Source organism: Actinomadura napierensis (assembly GCF_039529375.1).
Taxonomy (GTDB): Bacteria; Actinomycetota; Actinomycetes; order Streptosporangiales; family Streptosporangiaceae; genus Spirillospora; species Spirillospora napierensis.
Genome location: NZ_BAAAMR010000005.1, coordinates 114,787 through 131,822, shown reverse-complemented (window position 1 = coordinate 131,822; position 17,036 = coordinate 114,787). Strand labels below are relative to the sequence as shown.

The window sequence follows — 17,036 nt, the reverse complement described above, 5'->3', positions numbered from 1 at the left end:
CACCGACAATCCGGCGGCGATGGTGAAGGCACAGGTCAGCGGGTTGTGAGCAGCCAGTGGCCGGACGGCGCCCAGCCGGTGAACCGGCGTGCTCCCGGCGCCGTTCCGTCGTCCAGGCTCCCGCCCGTCAGGAGGTGCCGGAGACCCGCGAGCACCGGGTCGAGGCGGGCGGTGGTGTGGGGCGGCTGCCGGTCCAGCTCGTCCTGCATCCACGCGATGACGGACACCTGCTCCTTCAGCCCGCACAGCGCGAGGAAGAAGACCGCCTGCCGCCACGCGTACGCGGCGTCCTTGACGGTCCCCAGCGGGCGCGGGTTCCCGTGCACCTGCTTGACGAGCCGGCAGGTGACGGCGAACGCGCGGCGCGCCAGGTCGTCCCAGCCGGGCGACGGGCTCGCCCCGATGGGGTGGACGAGCGGGGCGAGGTTGTGGGACGTCAGGATCTGCGCCTGCTCGATGACCTTCCCGTTGGCGGCGACCCACGAGCGGCCCGCCAGGTCACCGGCCCGGGTACGGCACAGCTCGTCGAAGGCGTCGGACGTGCGCCCGCCGCCGTCCATCGTGCGTACGGCCGCGTAGTCGATCCCGTAGTAGCGCTCGTAGAGGGTGCCCTCCAGCACGTCCGCCGCGAGCTGCGCGGCAAGCAGGTACTTGGTGGAGAACGTGCCCATGAAGATGTCCGCCGCCAGTTCCTCCACGAACGGCACCTGCAGCCCCGCGCGCTTGGTGAGGGCGCTCAGCTCGCTGAGGAGCGGGTTGGGCATAACGGTTCCCGGGAAGCCCTGCAGAGCCAGTTCACCGAGCTGGACGAGAACGGCGCGCGCCTCCCGCTGACCGGTGCCGTCCGTGCGGCGGTAGCGCTGCACGGCGCGCACCCATGGCAGCTCCTCCATCCGCACCTGACTTTCCAGGTTGAGTAGGAGCAGGGTGCGGCGGTTACGGAACGCGGTGTACTGCGCCGCCATCAGGCGGCGTAGCGCGGGATCCGGATAGGCGCGCGTGGTGGCCGCCGCGACGAGCTGGGGAGTGAGCTCCGCGAGCACCTCCGCCGACGGGACGATCCCGCGTTCGATGAGCGTCGGTACCGGCGCCTGTAGGGCGTTCTTGACGATCTCGCACAGCCGGTCGGGGAGCGCGGTGCCCGCCTTGACGCCCGTACTGCGCGACTCGTCCTCCGTAACGGGCGCCACGAACGGGTCGATGGACGGCACCCCGGAGTCCTGCGGGACGTCAGCGAGGCGCGCCAGCACGATCTGCGCGAGCGTGTGGTGTGCGGGCCGCGCGCCATCGGCCGCCTGTCGCTGGCGGAGCGCCGTGTGCTCCGCGGACCCGGGCAGGCCGCGCCTGGCGACCATCGAGTCGACGGCGTGCTGCAGCAGGCGCGGCACGCCCCGTCCCTCGAAAAGGCTCTCCAGGGACGTCCGGAGAATGGCGAGGTTCTCCTTGGGGTTGCGGTGCTTGCCGCACAGGGTGTGGGTGCGGGCCAGCCGTCGGTACCGCGCCAGCAGTTCCGCGCCGCGCTCGCCCCATCCGTCGGGCAGCACCGCGAAGACCCGTCCGTCATGGACGGTCTCCAGCCAATGCTCCAGCAGTTCGTCCGCGAACGGATTCCAGACCACGAGCGCTTCGTTCATCGCGGCGACGGCGTTGTTCGTCGGCTTGTCCTCGATGCGCCTGCGCACCTGCCCGACGGTCTCCCGGTGGACGAGCGAGGCGTCGCCCAGGGGAGTGCCCGGCCGGGGAGTGAAACGGAGCCGGTCCGCGAACGGGCCGATGGCGTCGAGTATCTCCAGCGCGCCCGCGCGGTCGCCCGCCCGCAGAAGCCAGGCGACGGTGAGCAGCGCGCCCTCTTCTGGAAGGGCGACCTCGTATTCGCCGCTGTCCAGCAGCGCGTAAAGCTCGTCGATGCCCTCGTCGGTCAGGTAATGCAGGAACAGCGAGCGCCGGTCGCACGCGATGCCGGCCCGGCGTGCGGCGTGCTGCTCGTGCGGAAGCGGCGGCCCGCTCGCGGCGGCGGTGCCGGTGGCGAAGCCGCCGCGCACGACCTCCGGCGTCACCCATGCGGGAAGTCCCTTGACGGGCGTCCGGGAGCCGATCGACAGCGATCCGTCCGCCATTCCGGAGAGGACGTTCCTCCAGCGCTCCAACCGCATTTCCGCCAGCCGGCGCGTCTCCTCGCTCTCGTGCGTCAGCGCGGTCACGAAAGCCCTGGACATCTGTCCCGCGGCGTAGCCGGGATTGGCCTGTACGTCCTCGTTCATAGCCAGCGTGGCGGGTTCCGCCCCCGCGCCCTTCGGGTAGGAAGCCCGATGCTCTACTGCTGAGCTACACGCTGTTGCGCCTCAGAGTAGGAACGCCGTCATTTCGACGCAAAGGGATTTCGGGTGTCGTGGGGCTCAGGGCTTGCGGGCCCAGGTGGAGATGAGCGGTGCCGTGGTGACGTCGAGCCGGCCGTCGGAGAGGGCGGCGAGATGCTGGTCGATCTCGTCGGGGGTGGCGTGGCCTGCGGCGATGAGCTGCTCGCGGAGCTGCCGGACGGTCGCGGCCTCCAGGACGCGGCAGGCCGGGGACGTGATCGGGAAGTAGGCGTCGGCGCGGACCTCGTCGAGGCCCGCCTCGCGCAGCAGGCGCGGCAGGGTGCGGCCGTAGGCGAGATCGGCGCCGCGCCCGGCGAGGAGCGCGCGGAAGCCGTGGCGGAGCCTGTTGGCCAGGCGCTCGGCGGGCCCGTGCTCGTCCGGGCAGGCCAGTGGTTGCAGCGCCGGGTCGGCGTCCTCGATCAGCAGCGCCCCGCCGGGGCGCAGCGCGTCGATCATGGTGCGCAGCGCCCGCCCGCGGTCGGCCAGATGGACCAGGACGAGCCGGGCGTGCACCAGGTCGAACGTCTCGGCGGGCGGCGCGTCCCGGACGATGTCATGCCGGCGGACCTCCACGGCGCCGCCCGCCGCCGGGCGCGTCCAGGACACGTCGATGTCGGTCGCGAGCACCCGGCCCCGCTCGCCGGCCCGGTCGCCCAGCCACCGCGGGACGGACGGCCCGCCCGCGCCGACCTCCCAGCACCGCAGGCCGGGCCCGGCGCCCAGCTCGTCCAGGTGCCGGAACGTCCACGGGTCGAACAGCTCGGAGATCGCCTGGAACCGGACGCCGGCCTCGGCGCGCCGGTTGTCCAGCAGGTATTCGGGGTCGTCGCTCATGGAGCCGCCTTCGTCCGTCCGGCCAGCATTTCGGGGAGCAGCGCGTCCCGCAGTCCGGCGAGCGCCGCGCTCTCGGCCCTCGCGGCGCGCACCCGGTCCGCGAGGGCGTCCACGAGCTCCCCGAATTCGCGGGCGCGGGGTTCGCCCGGCCACGGGATCCCGTAGCGGGCCAGGTCGGGCCATTTGGCCCGCGGCATGCGCGTGCCGTCGCTGAGGGCGGAGGCGTGCGCGACGACCTCGTCGCTGGACAGCGCCGCGAGCAGCCAGCCGCGATGGCGCGCGTCCTTCGGGCGGACGACCAGGATGTCGGTCGAGGCGACGCCGTCCACGAAGGCCAGGCCGACCTTGTGGAAATAGGGCCGCAGTTTCCCGAAGAGCACGTCGCCCGCACTGAACCGCCGCTTGGTGCTCAGCACGGCGGACGTGCCGGCCCATTCCGAGAGCCACATGTGCCGTTTCGCAATGTGTTCCAGCCCTATGTGGTTCTCGCCGGCACCGATGTCCGCGGCCGGGACGTTCACCGTCACCGGCCCGCCGAGCGCGTCCAGCCGGACCGAGTCCGCAGCGGACGCGGCGAGTTCGGTGTATCGCGCCCTGACCAGCGCGTCGGCGTCGGCGGCGAGCCGCTCGTTGACGGCGATCTTGTCGTCGAGCGCGCCGAGGATCTCCGCCACGGCGTTCTGGCCGGCGCGCGGCAGATCGTGAACGGGAAGCGTGTTCAAAATCGCGTGGGTCAGCAGGGGTTGGCCCGACCCGATGCGATGGTGGTTCAGGCCGAGCCCTTTGAGCAGGTAATAGACGTACCGGGGATGCACGCCGTCCTTCGGCATCGCGATGATGGCATTGTCGGTGACCCAGCACCGTTCGTGCGCGTAATGGACGGCGCCGCAATAGGAGCCCACCCGCCCGACGATGGTGCTGTTCCGGTCGGCGTTGAATTCCCCGGACGTGCCGATGACGCCGTTGGCCCCGTACGTCGGGTAGCGGGTGCCGGCGGCGGACCGCGCCCGGCCGTTCGTGAAGGCGACGACGTCGCCGAGCCTGGTCATCCCCTCAGCCGTCCAGCCGCTCCAGCCGCGTCCGGACGACCTGCTCGAGCCGGGCCGATTCGTCGAACCGCGTGAGCAGTTCCTTGGTCAGCCGCTCCACCCGGTCGCGGACCGGTTCGGACGCCTCGCCCGCCGTTTCCGCCGCGCCGGCATAACGTCCGGGAGTGAGGACGTGACCGTGGTCGCGGATCTCGTCCAGCGCGGCCGAACGGCAGAAACCCGGCTCGTCGGCGTACGGCCGCGAAGCGCTCGGGCCGCCGCGCCAGGAATGGTACGTTCCCGCGATCCTGGCGATGTCGTCGCCGGTCAGGACGCGTTCGGTGCGGTCGAGCAGCGTCCCCATGGAACGGGCGTCGACGAAGAGCACCTGCCCGCGCCGGTCGTCGCGGCCGTCTTCCGCGCCTTTGTCGTTGGAGAGGAACCACAGGCACGCGGGAATGGGCGTCGTGCGGAACAGTTGCGGCGGCAGCGCGACCACGCAGGAGACCAGGTCGGCTTCGACCATCGCGGCGCGTATCCCGCTCTCACCCGATTGCCGCGACGACATCGAACCGTTCGCCATCACCACTCCGGCGGCGCCCCGGGGGCCGAGCTTGGACACGATGTGCTGCATCCAGGCGAAATTGGCGTTCCCGGCCGGCGGCACTCCGAACCGCCAGCGCGGGTCGCCGCTGTCGCGGTACCAGTCCGACATGTTGAACGGCGGATTGGCCAGCACGTGGTCGGCGAGCAGGCCGGGATGCGCGTCCTCGTAGAAGGTGTCGGCGTGCCGCGCGGACAGGTCGCCGGCGATCCCGTGGATGGCGAGGTTCATCCGGGCGAGCCGCCAGGTGCGGGCGTTGGCCTCCTGCCCGTGCACCGCGATGTCCCCGCTGCGGCCCCGCCGGCTCAGCACGAACTTCTCCGCCTGGACGAACATCCCGCCCGAGCCGCAGCACGGGTCGTACACCCGCCCCTTGTACGGTTCGAGGACGTCCACCAGCAGTTTCACCACGCTCTTCGGCGTGTAGAACTCGCCGCCGCGGCGGCCCTCCGCGCGGGCGAACGTCTCCAGGAAGTACTCGTAGACCTCGCCGAGCAGGTCGCGGGCGGACTCCCGGTCCCGGCCGGTGAACCGCGCGTCGCCGATGACGCCGGCGAGGTCGGCGAGCCGCCGCTGGTCGACGTTCTCCGCGCCGAAGATCAGGGGGAGGGCGCCGTCCAGCGACGGCTCCGCCCGCATCACCGCCGCCATGGCGGCGTCGATCCGCCCGCCGATCGGCCCCGGGCCGGACACGACGGCGGGCCATCGGGCCGTTTCGGGAATGCCGGGGAACGCGGACGAGGCGTATTTGAGGAAGACGAGGCCGAGCACGAAATCCCGGTACTGCGAGGCGTCCATGGACCCGCGCAGTTTCGCGGCGGCCTTCCACAGGACGTCCTGCAGTTCCGTGATTCCCGTCTGCGTCACATCGGCAGACTCTAGGCAGTCCGGGCCCGCGCCGCGAGCACCGGCCGCCGGCGCTCGCCGGCGGACCGGGCGCCTCCGCCGGCGGCGGCGATGCGCGCTTGTCGCGGGAAAACGCGAATTCGCCTCACCCGCCAGGTTAGGCTGAAGATCGCTCCAATGCCGGACGGGAGGCACGAGGTGAACGACGGCTGGACGCCCCGCGAAGTGGACATGCGGGTGCCGAACGTGGCCCGCATGTACGACTATTACCTCGGCGGCAAGGACAACTACGCGGCCGACCGCGAGGCGGCCGACAAGATCCTCGCCCGCGCGCCGTTCACCCCCGTCCTGGCCAGGCACAACCGGGCGTTCCTGCTGCGCGCCGCCCGGCACCTCGCCGCGTCGGGCGTCCGGCAGTTCCTCGACGTCGGGACCGGGCTGCCGACGCGCGGCAACGTCCACGAGGTCGTCCGCGAGGTCGTGCCGGACGCGCGGGTCGCCTACCTCGACGTCGACCCGGTCGTGGTCGCGCACGGGCGCGCCCTCACCGCCACCGACGACCGGACGACCGTCCTGGAGCACGACCTGCGGAACGTCGAGGCGATCCTCGCCGACCCGGTGCTGCGGGAGACGATCGACTTCGGCGAGCCGGTCGGGCTGATGCTGCTGGCCGTCCTGCACTGCCTGAGCGACGACGAGGACCCCTACGGGTCCGTCGCGGCGCTGCGCGACGCGCTGCCGCCCGGCAGCCACGTCGTGATCTCGCACATCACCGGCGACGACGCGGTCACGGAGAACTCGACCGAGGTCTACGGCCAGGCCAACACCGGCATGACCCACCGCAGCCGCGAGCGGCAGCTGCGCTTCTTCGACGGCTGGACGCTGCTGGAGCCGGGCCTGGTCCGGCTGGACGACTGGCGCCCCGAGCCCGGCACGGGCCGGATCGGCGCCGGCGGCGACTACTTCCTGTGCGGGGTCGGCGCCAAGACGTCGTAACGCGCGCGGCCGTGCGGTTTGTGGCGCGGCTGACAAGGCCGGGCCCACCGATGCGTACCGGCGCCCATTGGAATAAGTGTCTAATTACCTTAGTGTTCGGTGGCCGTCACCGGGACGGCCACGGGGGACGACACGAAGGGTTCAGGTCATGCACAGCAGTGTCCGCCGGGTCCTGCACGCCGTGGTGGCGTCCTGCGCGGGAGCCGCCGTGACGGCGGCCGCCCTGCAGGGGACGGCCGCCGCGGCGCCGCAGGACGCCCCGGCTCCCACCCAGACCCCAGCCCCGGCCCCCGCCCAGCCTCCCGGCCAGGATCCGTTCTACCAGCCGCCCTCTCCACTGCCCGCCGGGCAGCCCGGCGACGTCATCCGCTCCCGCCCGTCGCTGTTCACCGTCGACCCGGCCGGCCACTCGCCCTACGCGGGAGTGAAGTCCTGGCAGGTGCTGTACCGGTCGCAGTCGGCCACCGGCGCGCCGGCGGCGGTGTCCGGCACCGTCCTCGTCCCGGACAAGCCGTGGACGGGCGCCGGCAAGCGCCCCCTCGTGTCCTATGCGGTCGGGACGCGCGGGCTCGGCGACGCCTGCGCCCCGTCCTACACCCTCACCCAGGGCCTGGACTACGAGGAACTGTTCGTCATCGACGCGCTCAACCAGGGCTGGGCCGTCGCGCTCACCGACATGGAGGGCCTCGGCACCCCCGGCCAGCACACCTACGAGGTCGGGCGCTCGCAGGGCATGGCCGTCCTCAACATGGCGCGGGCCGCCGAGCGCCTCCCGGACGCCGGGCTCGCCGGCGCCCCCGTCGCGATCAAGGGCTACTCGCAGGGCGGGACGTCCGCCGGATGGGCCGCCGAACTCGCCAAGTCCTACGCGCCGGACCTCGACCTCAAGGGCGTCGCAGCCGGTGGCATCCCCGCCGACCTGCGCGCGGTCGCGGCGAGCCTGGACGGCAGCCCGTTCGTCGCGCTCATGTTCATGGCCGCCGTCGGCTACGACGCCGCCTACCCCGAACTGAAGCTGGACGGCTACCTCAACGACAACGGGCGCGCGCTGCTGGCGAAGGCCAAGGACATGTGCCTGGTCAGCTTCGACGGCCCCGCCACGGTGCTCGAGACCGCGTTCAAGAAGATCAGCGACTACACCACCACCGACCCGCTGAACACCCCGCAGTGGCAGGCCCGGCTGGACGAGAACAAGCTCGGCTCCACCGCGCCGAGCGTTCCCGTCTTCCAGGGGCAGGCGCTGCTGGACGAGATCATCCCGGCGAAGCAGGCCGAGACGCTCGACCACGACTGGTGCGCCAAGGGCGCCAACGTCACCTACAAGAGCTACTGGATCGCCGAGCACGCGACCGGCATGCTCCAGAGCGAGGGGGACATGATGAGCTTCCTCGCCGACCGGTTCGCCGGGAAGCCCGTCCAGGGCAACTGCCCCGCGAAGTGACGCTCTCCGTTCAATGACGCCGGGGGCGGGCCGGGAACGGCCCGTCCCTCAGGCCTCGCTCCCTCAGGCCTCGCTACGCCAGGCGTCCACGATCAGCCGCCGCACCTCGGCCTGCGTGACCGGCGCCAACCCCCGCCGCTCCCGCTCCCGGCACACCGACGTCATCTCCACGTCCGGCATCCCGCACGGCACCGCCCACGTCCACGGCGCGGGGTCGGCGTCGACGTCCATGGAGAACCCGTGCGCGCTGACGCCGCGCGAGATGTGCATCCCCAGCGAGACGATCTTGCAGCCCTCGGCCGTCCACACCCCGGTCAGCAGCGGGCTGCCGGGCGGCGTGTCCCGCCGCTCCGCCGCGACGCCCAGCTCGCCGAGCACCCCGACCAGCAGGTTCTCGATGTCGCGCAGCAGCCCCACCACGTCCCGCGGATCGGCGAGCTTCAGGATCGGGTATCCGACGATCTGCTCTGGCGAGTGGTAGGTGAGCTTCCCGCCGCGCCGCACCTCCACCACAGGGATGCCGTGCGCCGGGTCGGGCCGCTCCTCCGGCGGCGTCCGCCGCCCCACCGTGTACGTGCGCGGATGCGACAGGATCCACAGCGTGTCGTCGACCGTACCGGCCTGCCGGTCGCGCACCATCTGCTCCATGGCCGCGATCGCCTCGGCGTAGTCGACGAGCTCGCTCTCGATCACCCGCAGCGGCCCGCCCTCGCGGCGCGCCCGCAACCCGGTGCGCGCGGTGCCCGGCTCGCCATGGGACGTCGTCAATGACATGAATCCTCCCCGCCGCGAGTGTATCCGGGCGCCGATGTCGTTCCCGCGAGGCAGGATGGTCGCATGGATCTGGTGGACTTCCTGCGCGCCCGGCTGGCCAAGGACGAGCAGGTCGCCCGGGCGTGCTCCGGCGCCGCCTGGGCGGCCGCGCCCGCCGGCACCGTCCGGCTCGACGGCGGCGACGAGCCCGGCGGCGATTCCGGCGGCGGGCCCGGCTTCGTCGCGTCGGCCGAGAACGCGTCGTACGCCGAGCACATCGCCCGCCACCACCCGTCCCGCGTCCTTCAGGACGTGGCCGCCCGGCGGCAGTTCGTCGACGACTGCGAGAAACACGCCTGGATCATCGCCCAGGGCCGCGCGACGCCCGAGCAGCAGGCCGCCCAGGCCGTCCGCGAACAGGCCCTCCGCCTCCTCGCCCTGCCGTACGCGCACCACCCCGACTACCGGGAGGAATGGCGCGTCTAGACCGACTCGATGAGGGCGGGGTGGCGCGGGTCGTCGGTCTTCAGGACGACGTCGGCGGTCCGCAGCGGATCGGCCTCGCGGTCGTAGCGCGCGAACGCGGGGAGCGTCCACGCCTCCTCTTCGGGGGTGCGGCGGGCCAGCGCGGCAGGCGACATCGTCAGGTGGACGACCAGGTCGAACGGCAGGCCCCGGCCCAGCAGCAGCGCGCCGTCCAGTAGCAGGACGCCGCCGGGCTGGACGGCCGTGTACCGCGCCCGCGTCGCCCGGTCCCGTTCGCTGTCCCACAGGCTCGGCAGCACCTTCCCGGTGCCGCCGGGCTCCAGCGGAGCCAGCACCTCCCGCATGAGCCCGCCCACGTCGAGCCATTCGTCGTAGTACACGTCGGGGTCCTCGCGGCCGAACTCGTACCGCAGCGACGCGGGCCGCAGGAAGTCCCGCGCCGACACCCGCACGACGTCGCGTCCCGCCGCGCGCAGCGGACCGGCCAGCGCGTCGGCGAGCACCCACGGCTCCGCCGCCGGCGCCCCGTCGACCGCGACCCGCCGCCACGTCTCGCGCGGCGCGCCGTCGATCCGGCCGCGCACCTCCTCGACCGCCCGCTCGGGTGTGATCGCTCGCGCACGCACCCCTCCATCCTGCAACACGGCCGCGCGTGCCCCGGCCGGGAACGGGCATGCGCGGTCTTCGGCCACAATTGCCACTTAGCGGGAAATTCTCCATTTGAGCCCCCGGTTGCTTTGCCTTCGGGCGCCGTTCTTCTGTAGCGTCACCGCGACGTGTTGTTGCCACAAGGGACCTGTGGCAACAACACGTCGTCCCCTCTGATTGGGCATTCCCGGGCCGGGTAGCTAATCGTCCGTATGCGCGCGTCCGTGATGTGGGCCGGCGTGCGTCTGCGGCATCGGTTATCGGCGCGACGAGGGGGACGCATGGCATCGGCGACCGGGCCGCTGGAGTCGCGCGACGGGGCGCCTTCCGCGAAGAAGGACCTGATGGCGCCGCTGCTGCCGGGCGGTGAGCCGATCGAGAAAATGCTGCGGCAGGCGCAATTCTTCGTTCCCGGAAAGCCGTCCGGCGACTACCGGCGGCTGCACCGGAACGGCGGACGCGGCGCCGAGGAGTTCTACCGGGAGCGTTGGCGGCACGACAGGGAGGTCCGCTCCACCCACGGCGTGAACTGCACGGGTTCGTGCTCGTGGAAGGTGTACGTCAAGGACGGCATCATCACCTGGGAGACGCAGCAGACCGATTATCCGTCGGTCGGCCCGGATTCGCCGGAGTACGAGCCGCGGGGCTGCCCGCGTGGCGCGTCGTTCTCCTGGTACACCTATTCGCCGTCGCGGGTGCGGTACCCGTACGTGCGGGGCCCGCTGCTGGAGATCTGGCGGGAGACGCGGGAGCGGCTGGGCGACCCGGTGGCCGCGTGGGCGGAGATCACCGGTGACCCGGGGCGGTCGGCGCTGTACAAGGGGGCGCGCGGCAAGGGCGGGTTCGTCCGCGCGACGTGGGCGGAGGTCACCGAGTTGATCGCCGCCGCGCACGTCCACACGGTGAAGGAGTACGGCCCGGACCGGGTGGTCGGGTTCTCGCCGATCCCCGCGATGTCGATGGTGTCGTACGCGGCGGGCACCCGCTTCCTGTCGATGATCGGCGGGACGATCCTGTCGTTCTACGACTGGTACGCCGACCTGCCGATCGCGTCGCCGCAGGTGTTCGGCGACCAGACCGACGTCCCGGAGTCCGGCGACTGGTGGAACTCCTCGTACCTGATGGTCTGGGGCACGAACCTGCCGATCACCCGGACGCCCGACGCGCACTTCATGACCGAGGCCCGGTACCGGGGGCAGAAGGTCGTGGTCGTGTCCCCGGACTTCTCCGACCACACCAAGTTCGCCGACGACTGGCTGCCCGCCGCGCCCGGCACCGACGGGGCGCTCGGGATGGCGATGGGCCACGTGGTGCTGAGCGAGTTCTTCCGCGACCGGCAGGTGCCGTACTTCACCGAGTACGTCAAGACCTACACCGACCTGCCGTTCCTGGTGACGCTGGAGGAGCGCGGCGACGCCGTCGTCCCGGGACGGTTCCTCACCGCCGCGGAACTGGGCGACGAGGGAGAAGGCGCGGCGCACAAGCCGGTCCTGCTGGATGCGGCCACCGGGAAGCCGGTGGCGCCGAACGGGTCGCTGGGCTTCCGCTTCACCGAGTCCGGCATGGGCAAGTGGAACCTCGACCTCGGCGAGACCGACCCGCTGCTCACCCTGTACGGCCGGCATGACGACGCGCGCCCGATCGACCTGCCCCGCTTCGACATCGGCGAGACCGAGGGCGGCGCGGTGATCCGGCGCGGCGTGCCGGTGGCGCGGGTCGGCGGACGGCTGGTGACGACGGTGTTCGACCTGCTGATGGCGCAGTACGCGGTGCCCCGCGACGGCCTGCCGGGGGACTGGCCGGACGGCTACGGCGACGCGTCCCATCCCTGCACGCCCGCCTGGCAGGAGGACATCACCACGGTTCCGGCCGAGGCGGCGGTAAGGGTGGCGCGGGAGTTCGCCCGCAACGCCGAGGTGTCGCGCGGCCGGTCGATGATCTGCATGGGCGGCGGGACGAACCACTGGTACCACTCCGACCAGACCTACCGGACGTTCCTCACCCTGGTGATGCTGTGCGGCTGCCAGGGCGTGAACGGCGGCGGCTGGGCGCACTACGTCGGGCAGGAGAAGGTCCGGCCGCTGACCGGCTGGCAGCAGACGGCGTTCGCGCTGGACTGGCAGCGCCCCACCCGGCACATGACCGGCACGTCGTTCTTCTACCTGCACACCGACCAGTGGCGGTACGAGACGTTCGGGCCGCAGGAGATGGCGACGCCGCTCGGCCGCGGCCTGTTCCGGGACAGGACGTTCGCCGACTGCCTGGCGCAGGCGTCCCGCATGGGCTGGACGCCGAGCCATCCCGGGTTCGACCGCAACCCGCTCGACCTTGCCGACGAGGCCGCCGCCGCGGGACGTCCCGTCGCCGACCACATCGTGGATGAGCTGAAGGCGGGCCGGCTGCGGTTCGCCGGCGAGGACCCCGACGCCCCGCAGAACTGGCCCCGGGTGATGACGATCTGGCGCGCCAACGTCCTCGGCTCCTCCGGCAAGGGCATGGAGTACTTCATGCGGCACTTGCTGGGGACCGACGACGCCGTCCGCGCCGACGAGTCTCCGCCGGACCTGCGCCCGGACGAGGTGACGTGGCGGGACGAGGCGCCGCGCGGCAAGCTCGACCTGCTCACCACCATCGACTTTCGCATGACGAGTTCGTGCACCTACGCCGACGTCGTCCTGCCGGCGGCGACCTGGTACGAGAAGCACGACCTGTCCAGCACGGACATGCACCCGTTCGTGCACTCGTTCAACCCGGCGATCGCGCCGCCGTGGGAGACCCGCACCGACTTCGACGCCTTCCGGCTCATCGCCGAGGACTTCTCCCGCCTCGCCGAAGACCACCTCGGCACCCGCACCGACGTGCTGCCGGTGCCGCTGATGCACGACAGCCCGGACGAGACGGCGCAGCCCGGCGGCCGGGTCCTGGACTGGAAGGCGGGCGAGTGCGAGCCCGTCCCCGGCGTCACGATGCCGAAGCTGGTGACGATCGAACGCGACTACACGGCGGTCGCGGAGAAGATGGCCGCGCTCGGCCCGCTCGTCGACACTCTCGGCACGTCCACCAAGGGCATGACGTGGGTCCCGAAGGAAGCCGTCGACTATCTGCGGAAGTCCAACGGCGCCGTGCGCGGCGGGGTGGCGGACGGCCGCCCGGCCCTGCGCCGCGACGTGCACATGGCCGAGGCGATCCTCGCGCTGTCGGGCACCACGAACGGCCGCGTCGCCGTCCAGGCGTGGAAGGACCTGGAGAAACGCACCGGGATGCCGCTGGCGGACCTCGCCGAGGAGCGCTCCGGCGAGCACATCTCGTTCGGCGACACCGTGATCCAGCCGCGCGCCGTCATCACCAGCCCGGAATGGAGCGGCAGCGAAGCGGGCGGGCGGCGGTACTCGCCGTTCACCGTCAACGTCGAGCGGAAGCGGCCCTGGCACACGCTGACCGGGCGGATGCACTTCTTCCTCGACCACGACTGGATGCACGAGTACGGCGAGGCGCTGCCGGCCTACCGACCGCCGCTGAACTACGTCCGCCATCACGCCCACGAGCTGGGGGTGCGCGAGGAGGGCCGCCCTGAGGTGACCGTCCGCTACCTCACGCCGCACTCGAAATGGTCGATCCACTCGGAGTACGCGGACAACCTGCACATGCTGCGGCTGTTCCGCGGCGGCCCGACGATCTGGATGAGCCCGCAGGACGCCGCCCGGATCGACGTCGGGGACAACGACTGGATCGAGGCGTACAACCGCAACGGGGTGGTCGCCTGCCGGGCCGTCGTCACCCACCGGATGCCGCGCGGCACCGTCTTCATGTACCACGCGAAGGACCGGCACCTGATGACGCCGCGGTCGGAGATCTCCGGCTGGCACGGCGGCTCCGACAACTCGCTGACCCGCCTGGTGATCAAGCCGACCCACATGATCGGCGGCTACGCGCAGCTCACCTACGCGTTCAACTACTACGGCCCGACCGGCAACCAGCGCGACGAGATCGCCGTGATCCGCAAGCGCGCCCAGGAGGTGCGGTTCTGATGAGGCCGATGGCGCAGGTCGCGATGGTGATGAACCTCGACAAGTGCATCGGCTGCCACACCTGCTCGGTGACGTGCAAGCAGACGTGGACGAACCGTCCGGGCACCGAGTACGTGTACTTCAACAACGTCGAGACCAAGCCGGGGATCGGCTACCCGAAGCGGTACGAGGACCAGGAGCGGTGGAACGGCGGCTGGAAGCTCGACCGCAGGGGGCGGCTCCAGCTGAAGGCGGGCGGGCGGCTGCTGAAGCTGCTGTCGATCTTCTACAACCCGAACCTGCCGTCGATCGACGACTACGGCGACCCGTGGACCTACGACTACCAGACGGTGGTGGACGCGCCGCTCGGCACGCGGAACCCGAGCCCGCACTCCATCTCCGCGCTGACCGGCCGGGACATGGAGCTGCGCTGGGGCAGCAACTGGGACGACGACCTTGCGGGCGCCCCGGAGACCGCGGTCGCCGACCCGAACCTCGCGGGCCTGGAGGACCGGGTCAAGATGGAGTTCGAGCAGGTGTTCATGTTCTACCTGCCGCGCATCTGCGAGCACTGCCTGAACCCGTCGTGCGTCGCGTCCTGCCCGTCCGGCGCGATGTACAAGCGGTCCGAGGACGGGATCGTCCTGGTCGACCAGGACCGGTGCCGGGGCTGGCGGTTCTGCGTGTCGGGCTGCCCGTACAAGAAGGTGTACTTCAACCACCGCACCGGCAAGGCGGAGAAGTGCACGCTGTGCTTCCCGCGCATCGAGGAGGGGCAGCCGACGATCTGCTCGGAGACGTGCGTCGGACGGCTGCGCTATCTCGGGCTGTTCCTGTACGACGCCGACAAGGTCACCGAGGCCGCCGCGACCCCCGACGAGCAGGACCTGTACGAGGCGCAGCTGTCGGTGTTCCTCGACCCGTCCGACCCCGAAGTCCAGGCGGAGGCTGCGAAGGCGGGCATCCCGGCCGACTGGGTGGAGGCGGCGCAGCGGTCCCCGGTGTACGCGCTGGCCGTCCGGCACAAGGTCGCGCTGCCGCTGCATCCGGAGTACCGGACGCTGCCGATGGTCTGGTACATCCCGCCGCTGTCCCCGGTCGCGGACGTGGCGCACGCCGCCGGCTACGACCACGGCGACCCCGACCGGGTGTTCGCCACCATCGACGACCTGCGGATCCCCATCGAGTACCTGGCGAACCTGTTCACCGCGGGGAAGACCGAGACGGTCCGCGACGTGCTTCGCAAGCTGGCGGCCGTCCGGGCCGTCATGCGGGCGGGGCAGCTCGGCCTCGACCTGGACGAGGACCTGCCCGCGTCGGTCGGCGCGACGCCGGAGGACCTCGACGACCTGTACCGGCTGCTCGCCATCGGCAAGTACGAGGAGCGCTACGTGATACCGAAGGCGCACGCCGAGGACGCGGGACGGCTGATGGCCCAGCACGAGCAGCTGTTCTGCAGCCTGGACGGCGAGGGCGGCCCCGGCATGGGCGGCAACGGCCCGCCGGGCGTGACGGACTTCCACCCGGGGACGTCCGGCGGCGCGTCCGGCGGCGGCATGTTCCGTGCCGGTGACGGCCGGACGCACTTCAACCTGCTCGGCTGGAACGGCCGAGGCGACGCCCCGCACCTCTTCCCCGAAGCGGACGGGTCATGAGCCGCGACAGGGCCGGCGGCGCGGTCGACCCGTACAAGCTGGCCTCGGTGCTGCTCCAGTACCCGACGATGGCGCTGTTCGACGGGCTCGACCACCTCGACGCCGTCGCCGCGTCCGCCTCGCCGAAGCCGGCCAGGGACGCGTTCGCCCGCTTCCTCGGCTGGCTGCGCGCCACCCAGCCCACCGAGGTCGCGCAGCACTACGTCGAGACGTTCGACCTGCGCCGCCGCTGCGCGCTCTACCTGACGTACTACCGCTACGGCGACACCCGCAAGCGCGGGATGGCGATGCTGACCTTCAAGGCGACGTACCGCGCGGCCGGGTACGACCCGTCCGAGGACGAGCTGCCGGACTACCTGCCGCTCGTCCTCGACTTCGCGGCGCTCGGCCCGCGCGGCGAGAGGCTGCTGCGCGGGCACCGCGCCGACCTGGAACTGCTGCGCCGCGCCCTGGCCGAGGCCGGGACCCCCTATGCCGACGTCGTGGCGGCCGTGTGCACGCGGCTGCCGAGGCTCGGACGGCGGGACATGGCGCTGGTGCGGCAGGCCTGGGAGAAGGGGCCGCCGGAGGAGGAAGTGGGGCTGGAGCCGTTCGCCCCACCGGGGTACCTCGACGGCAGCGGAACGGGGGCACGGCGATGAGCGGCTTCGACCTGTGGTGGTGGGTGATCCTGCCCTACGCGGCGATGGTGGTGTTCGTCGTCGGGCACGTCTGGCGCTGGCGCTACGACCAGTTCGGCTGGACGAGCCGGTCCACGCAGCTCCAAGAGCGGCGGCTGCTGAAATGGGGCGCGCCGCTGTTCCACTACTCGACGTTCGCCGCGATCGCCGGGCACGTCATCGGCATCCTGATCCCGAGGTCGTTCACCGAGTGGCTCGGCATCCCGGAGCGGGCGTACACGCTGTTCTCCGGCATCGCCGGGTCGGTCGCGGCGATCGGGGTGCTGATCGGCGCGGGCATCCTGATCTTCCGGCGGATGGGGGTGCCGCGGGTGCGCGCCACCACGAGCGCGGTCGACTACCTCGCGCTGGTCCTGCTCGGCATCATCAGCCTGCTCGGCATCTACCTGACACTCGGCGTGCAGGAGTTCGGGGACGGCTACGACTACCGCACGACCGTCTCGGTGTGGTTCCGCAGCCTGTTCGCGGGATCGCCCGACTATCAGGCGATCGGCGACGCGCCGGTGATGTACCAGGTGCACGCCACCGCCGCCTGGATGATCTTCGCGGTGTGGCCGTTCAGCCGGCTCGTGCACGCCTGGAGCTACCCGCTGTGGTACCTGTGGCGGCCCTACGTCGTCTACCGCGACCGGCGCGCCGGCCCGCCGTCCGAGCCGGGCACCGGTGGCCGCAGGTGGCGGAGGATCGGCGTGCGGTACTGA

The 17,036-nt window shown here is 71.8% G+C and carries 13 protein-coding genes and 1 tRNA gene; 7 read left to right on the top strand and 7 right to left on the bottom strand.

Annotation, left to right across the window (positions count from 1 at the left end; translation table 11 throughout):
• Positions 1-35 precede the first annotated feature (35 nt).
• The 5 genes from ABD296_RS05145 to ABD296_RS05125 all read right to left on the bottom strand — a co-directional run bounded on the left by ABD296_RS05145 (position 36) and on the right by ABD296_RS05125 (position 5,690).
• A complete protein-coding gene (locus ABD296_RS05145) occupies positions 36-2,261 on the bottom strand; it encodes a transcriptional regulator (RefSeq protein ID WP_344261979.1) in 2,226 nt (741 codons plus the stop codon).
• Between the two features lie 2 nt (positions 2,262-2,263).
• Positions 2,264-2,335 (bottom strand) — tRNA-Gly (locus tag ABD296_RS05140).
• 61 nt (positions 2,336-2,396) lie between these two features.
• Positions 2,397-3,191, bottom strand: a complete 795-nt coding sequence (locus tag ABD296_RS05135; protein WP_344261977.1) for a methyltransferase domain-containing protein — start codon at positions 3,189-3,191, stop codon at positions 2,397-2,399.
• Positions 3,188-4,240: a restriction endonuclease subunit S gene (locus ABD296_RS05130; protein WP_344261975.1), complete on the bottom strand. Its 1,053-nt coding sequence runs from the start codon at positions 4,238-4,240 to the stop codon at positions 3,188-3,190. The genes ABD296_RS05135 and ABD296_RS05130 overlap by 4 nt, the downstream gene beginning before the upstream one ends.
• A gap of 4 nt (positions 4,241-4,244) precedes the next feature.
• A complete protein-coding gene (locus ABD296_RS05125) occupies positions 4,245-5,690 on the bottom strand; it encodes a type I restriction-modification system subunit M (protein ID WP_344261973.1) in 1,446 nt (481 codons plus the stop codon).
• A gap of 156 nt (positions 5,691-5,846) precedes the next feature.
• On the opposite strand from ABD296_RS05125, the gene ABD296_RS05120 reads away from it, so the two are divergent.
• Complete coding sequence (locus ABD296_RS05120) at positions 5,847-6,665, top strand: SAM-dependent methyltransferase (RefSeq protein ID WP_344261971.1); 819 nt, start codon at positions 5,847-5,849, stop codon at positions 6,663-6,665.
• 148 nt (positions 6,666-6,813) lie between these two features.
• A complete protein-coding gene (locus tag ABD296_RS05115) occupies positions 6,814-8,106 on the top strand; it encodes a lipase family protein (RefSeq protein ID WP_344261969.1) in 1,293 nt (430 codons plus the stop codon).
• Between the two features lie 63 nt (positions 8,107-8,169).
• Here ABD296_RS05115 and lipB read toward each other — a convergent pair whose 3' ends face one another.
• Positions 8,170-8,880, bottom strand: coding sequence for a lipoyl(octanoyl) transferase LipB (gene lipB, locus ABD296_RS05110; RefSeq protein WP_344261967.1), 711 nt, complete (start codon positions 8,878-8,880; stop codon positions 8,170-8,172).
• A gap of 63 nt (positions 8,881-8,943) precedes the next feature.
• On the opposite strand from lipB, the gene ABD296_RS05105 reads away from it, so the two are divergent.
• A complete protein-coding gene (locus ABD296_RS05105) occupies positions 8,944-9,345 on the top strand; it encodes a DUF6221 family protein (protein WP_344261965.1) in 402 nt (133 codons plus the stop codon).
• Here ABD296_RS05105 and ABD296_RS05100 read toward each other — a convergent pair.
• On the bottom strand, positions 9,342-9,971 hold the full coding sequence (locus ABD296_RS05100) for a nucleoside/nucleotide kinase family protein (RefSeq protein ID WP_344261963.1): 630 nt from the start codon (positions 9,969-9,971) through the stop codon (positions 9,342-9,344). The two genes, ABD296_RS05105 and ABD296_RS05100, sit on opposite strands and share 4 nt — an antisense overlap.
• Positions 9,972-10,337: 366 nt before the next feature.
• Between ABD296_RS05100 and ABD296_RS05095 the strand changes: the two genes are divergently transcribed.
• The 4 genes from ABD296_RS05095 to narI are packed head-to-tail and all read left to right on the top strand — an operon-like array spanning position 10,338 to position 17,036.
• Entirely contained in the window at positions 10,338-14,021 is a 3,684-nt protein-coding gene (locus ABD296_RS05095) for a nitrate reductase subunit alpha (RefSeq protein ID WP_407061442.1), read from the top strand.
• Entirely contained in the window at positions 14,021-15,655 is a 1,635-nt protein-coding gene (gene narH, locus ABD296_RS05090) for a nitrate reductase subunit beta (protein ID WP_344261959.1), read from the top strand. Before ABD296_RS05095 ends, narH begins: the two co-directional genes overlap by 1 nt.
• On the top strand, positions 15,652-16,296 hold the full coding sequence (gene narJ / locus ABD296_RS05085; RefSeq protein ID WP_344261957.1) for a nitrate reductase molybdenum cofactor assembly chaperone: 645 nt from the start codon (positions 15,652-15,654) through the stop codon (positions 16,294-16,296). Before narH ends, narJ begins: the two co-directional genes overlap by 4 nt.
• A complete protein-coding gene (gene narI, locus ABD296_RS05080) occupies positions 16,293-17,036 on the top strand; it encodes a respiratory nitrate reductase subunit gamma (RefSeq protein WP_344261955.1) in 744 nt (247 codons plus the stop codon). The genes narJ and narI overlap by 4 nt, the downstream gene beginning before the upstream one ends.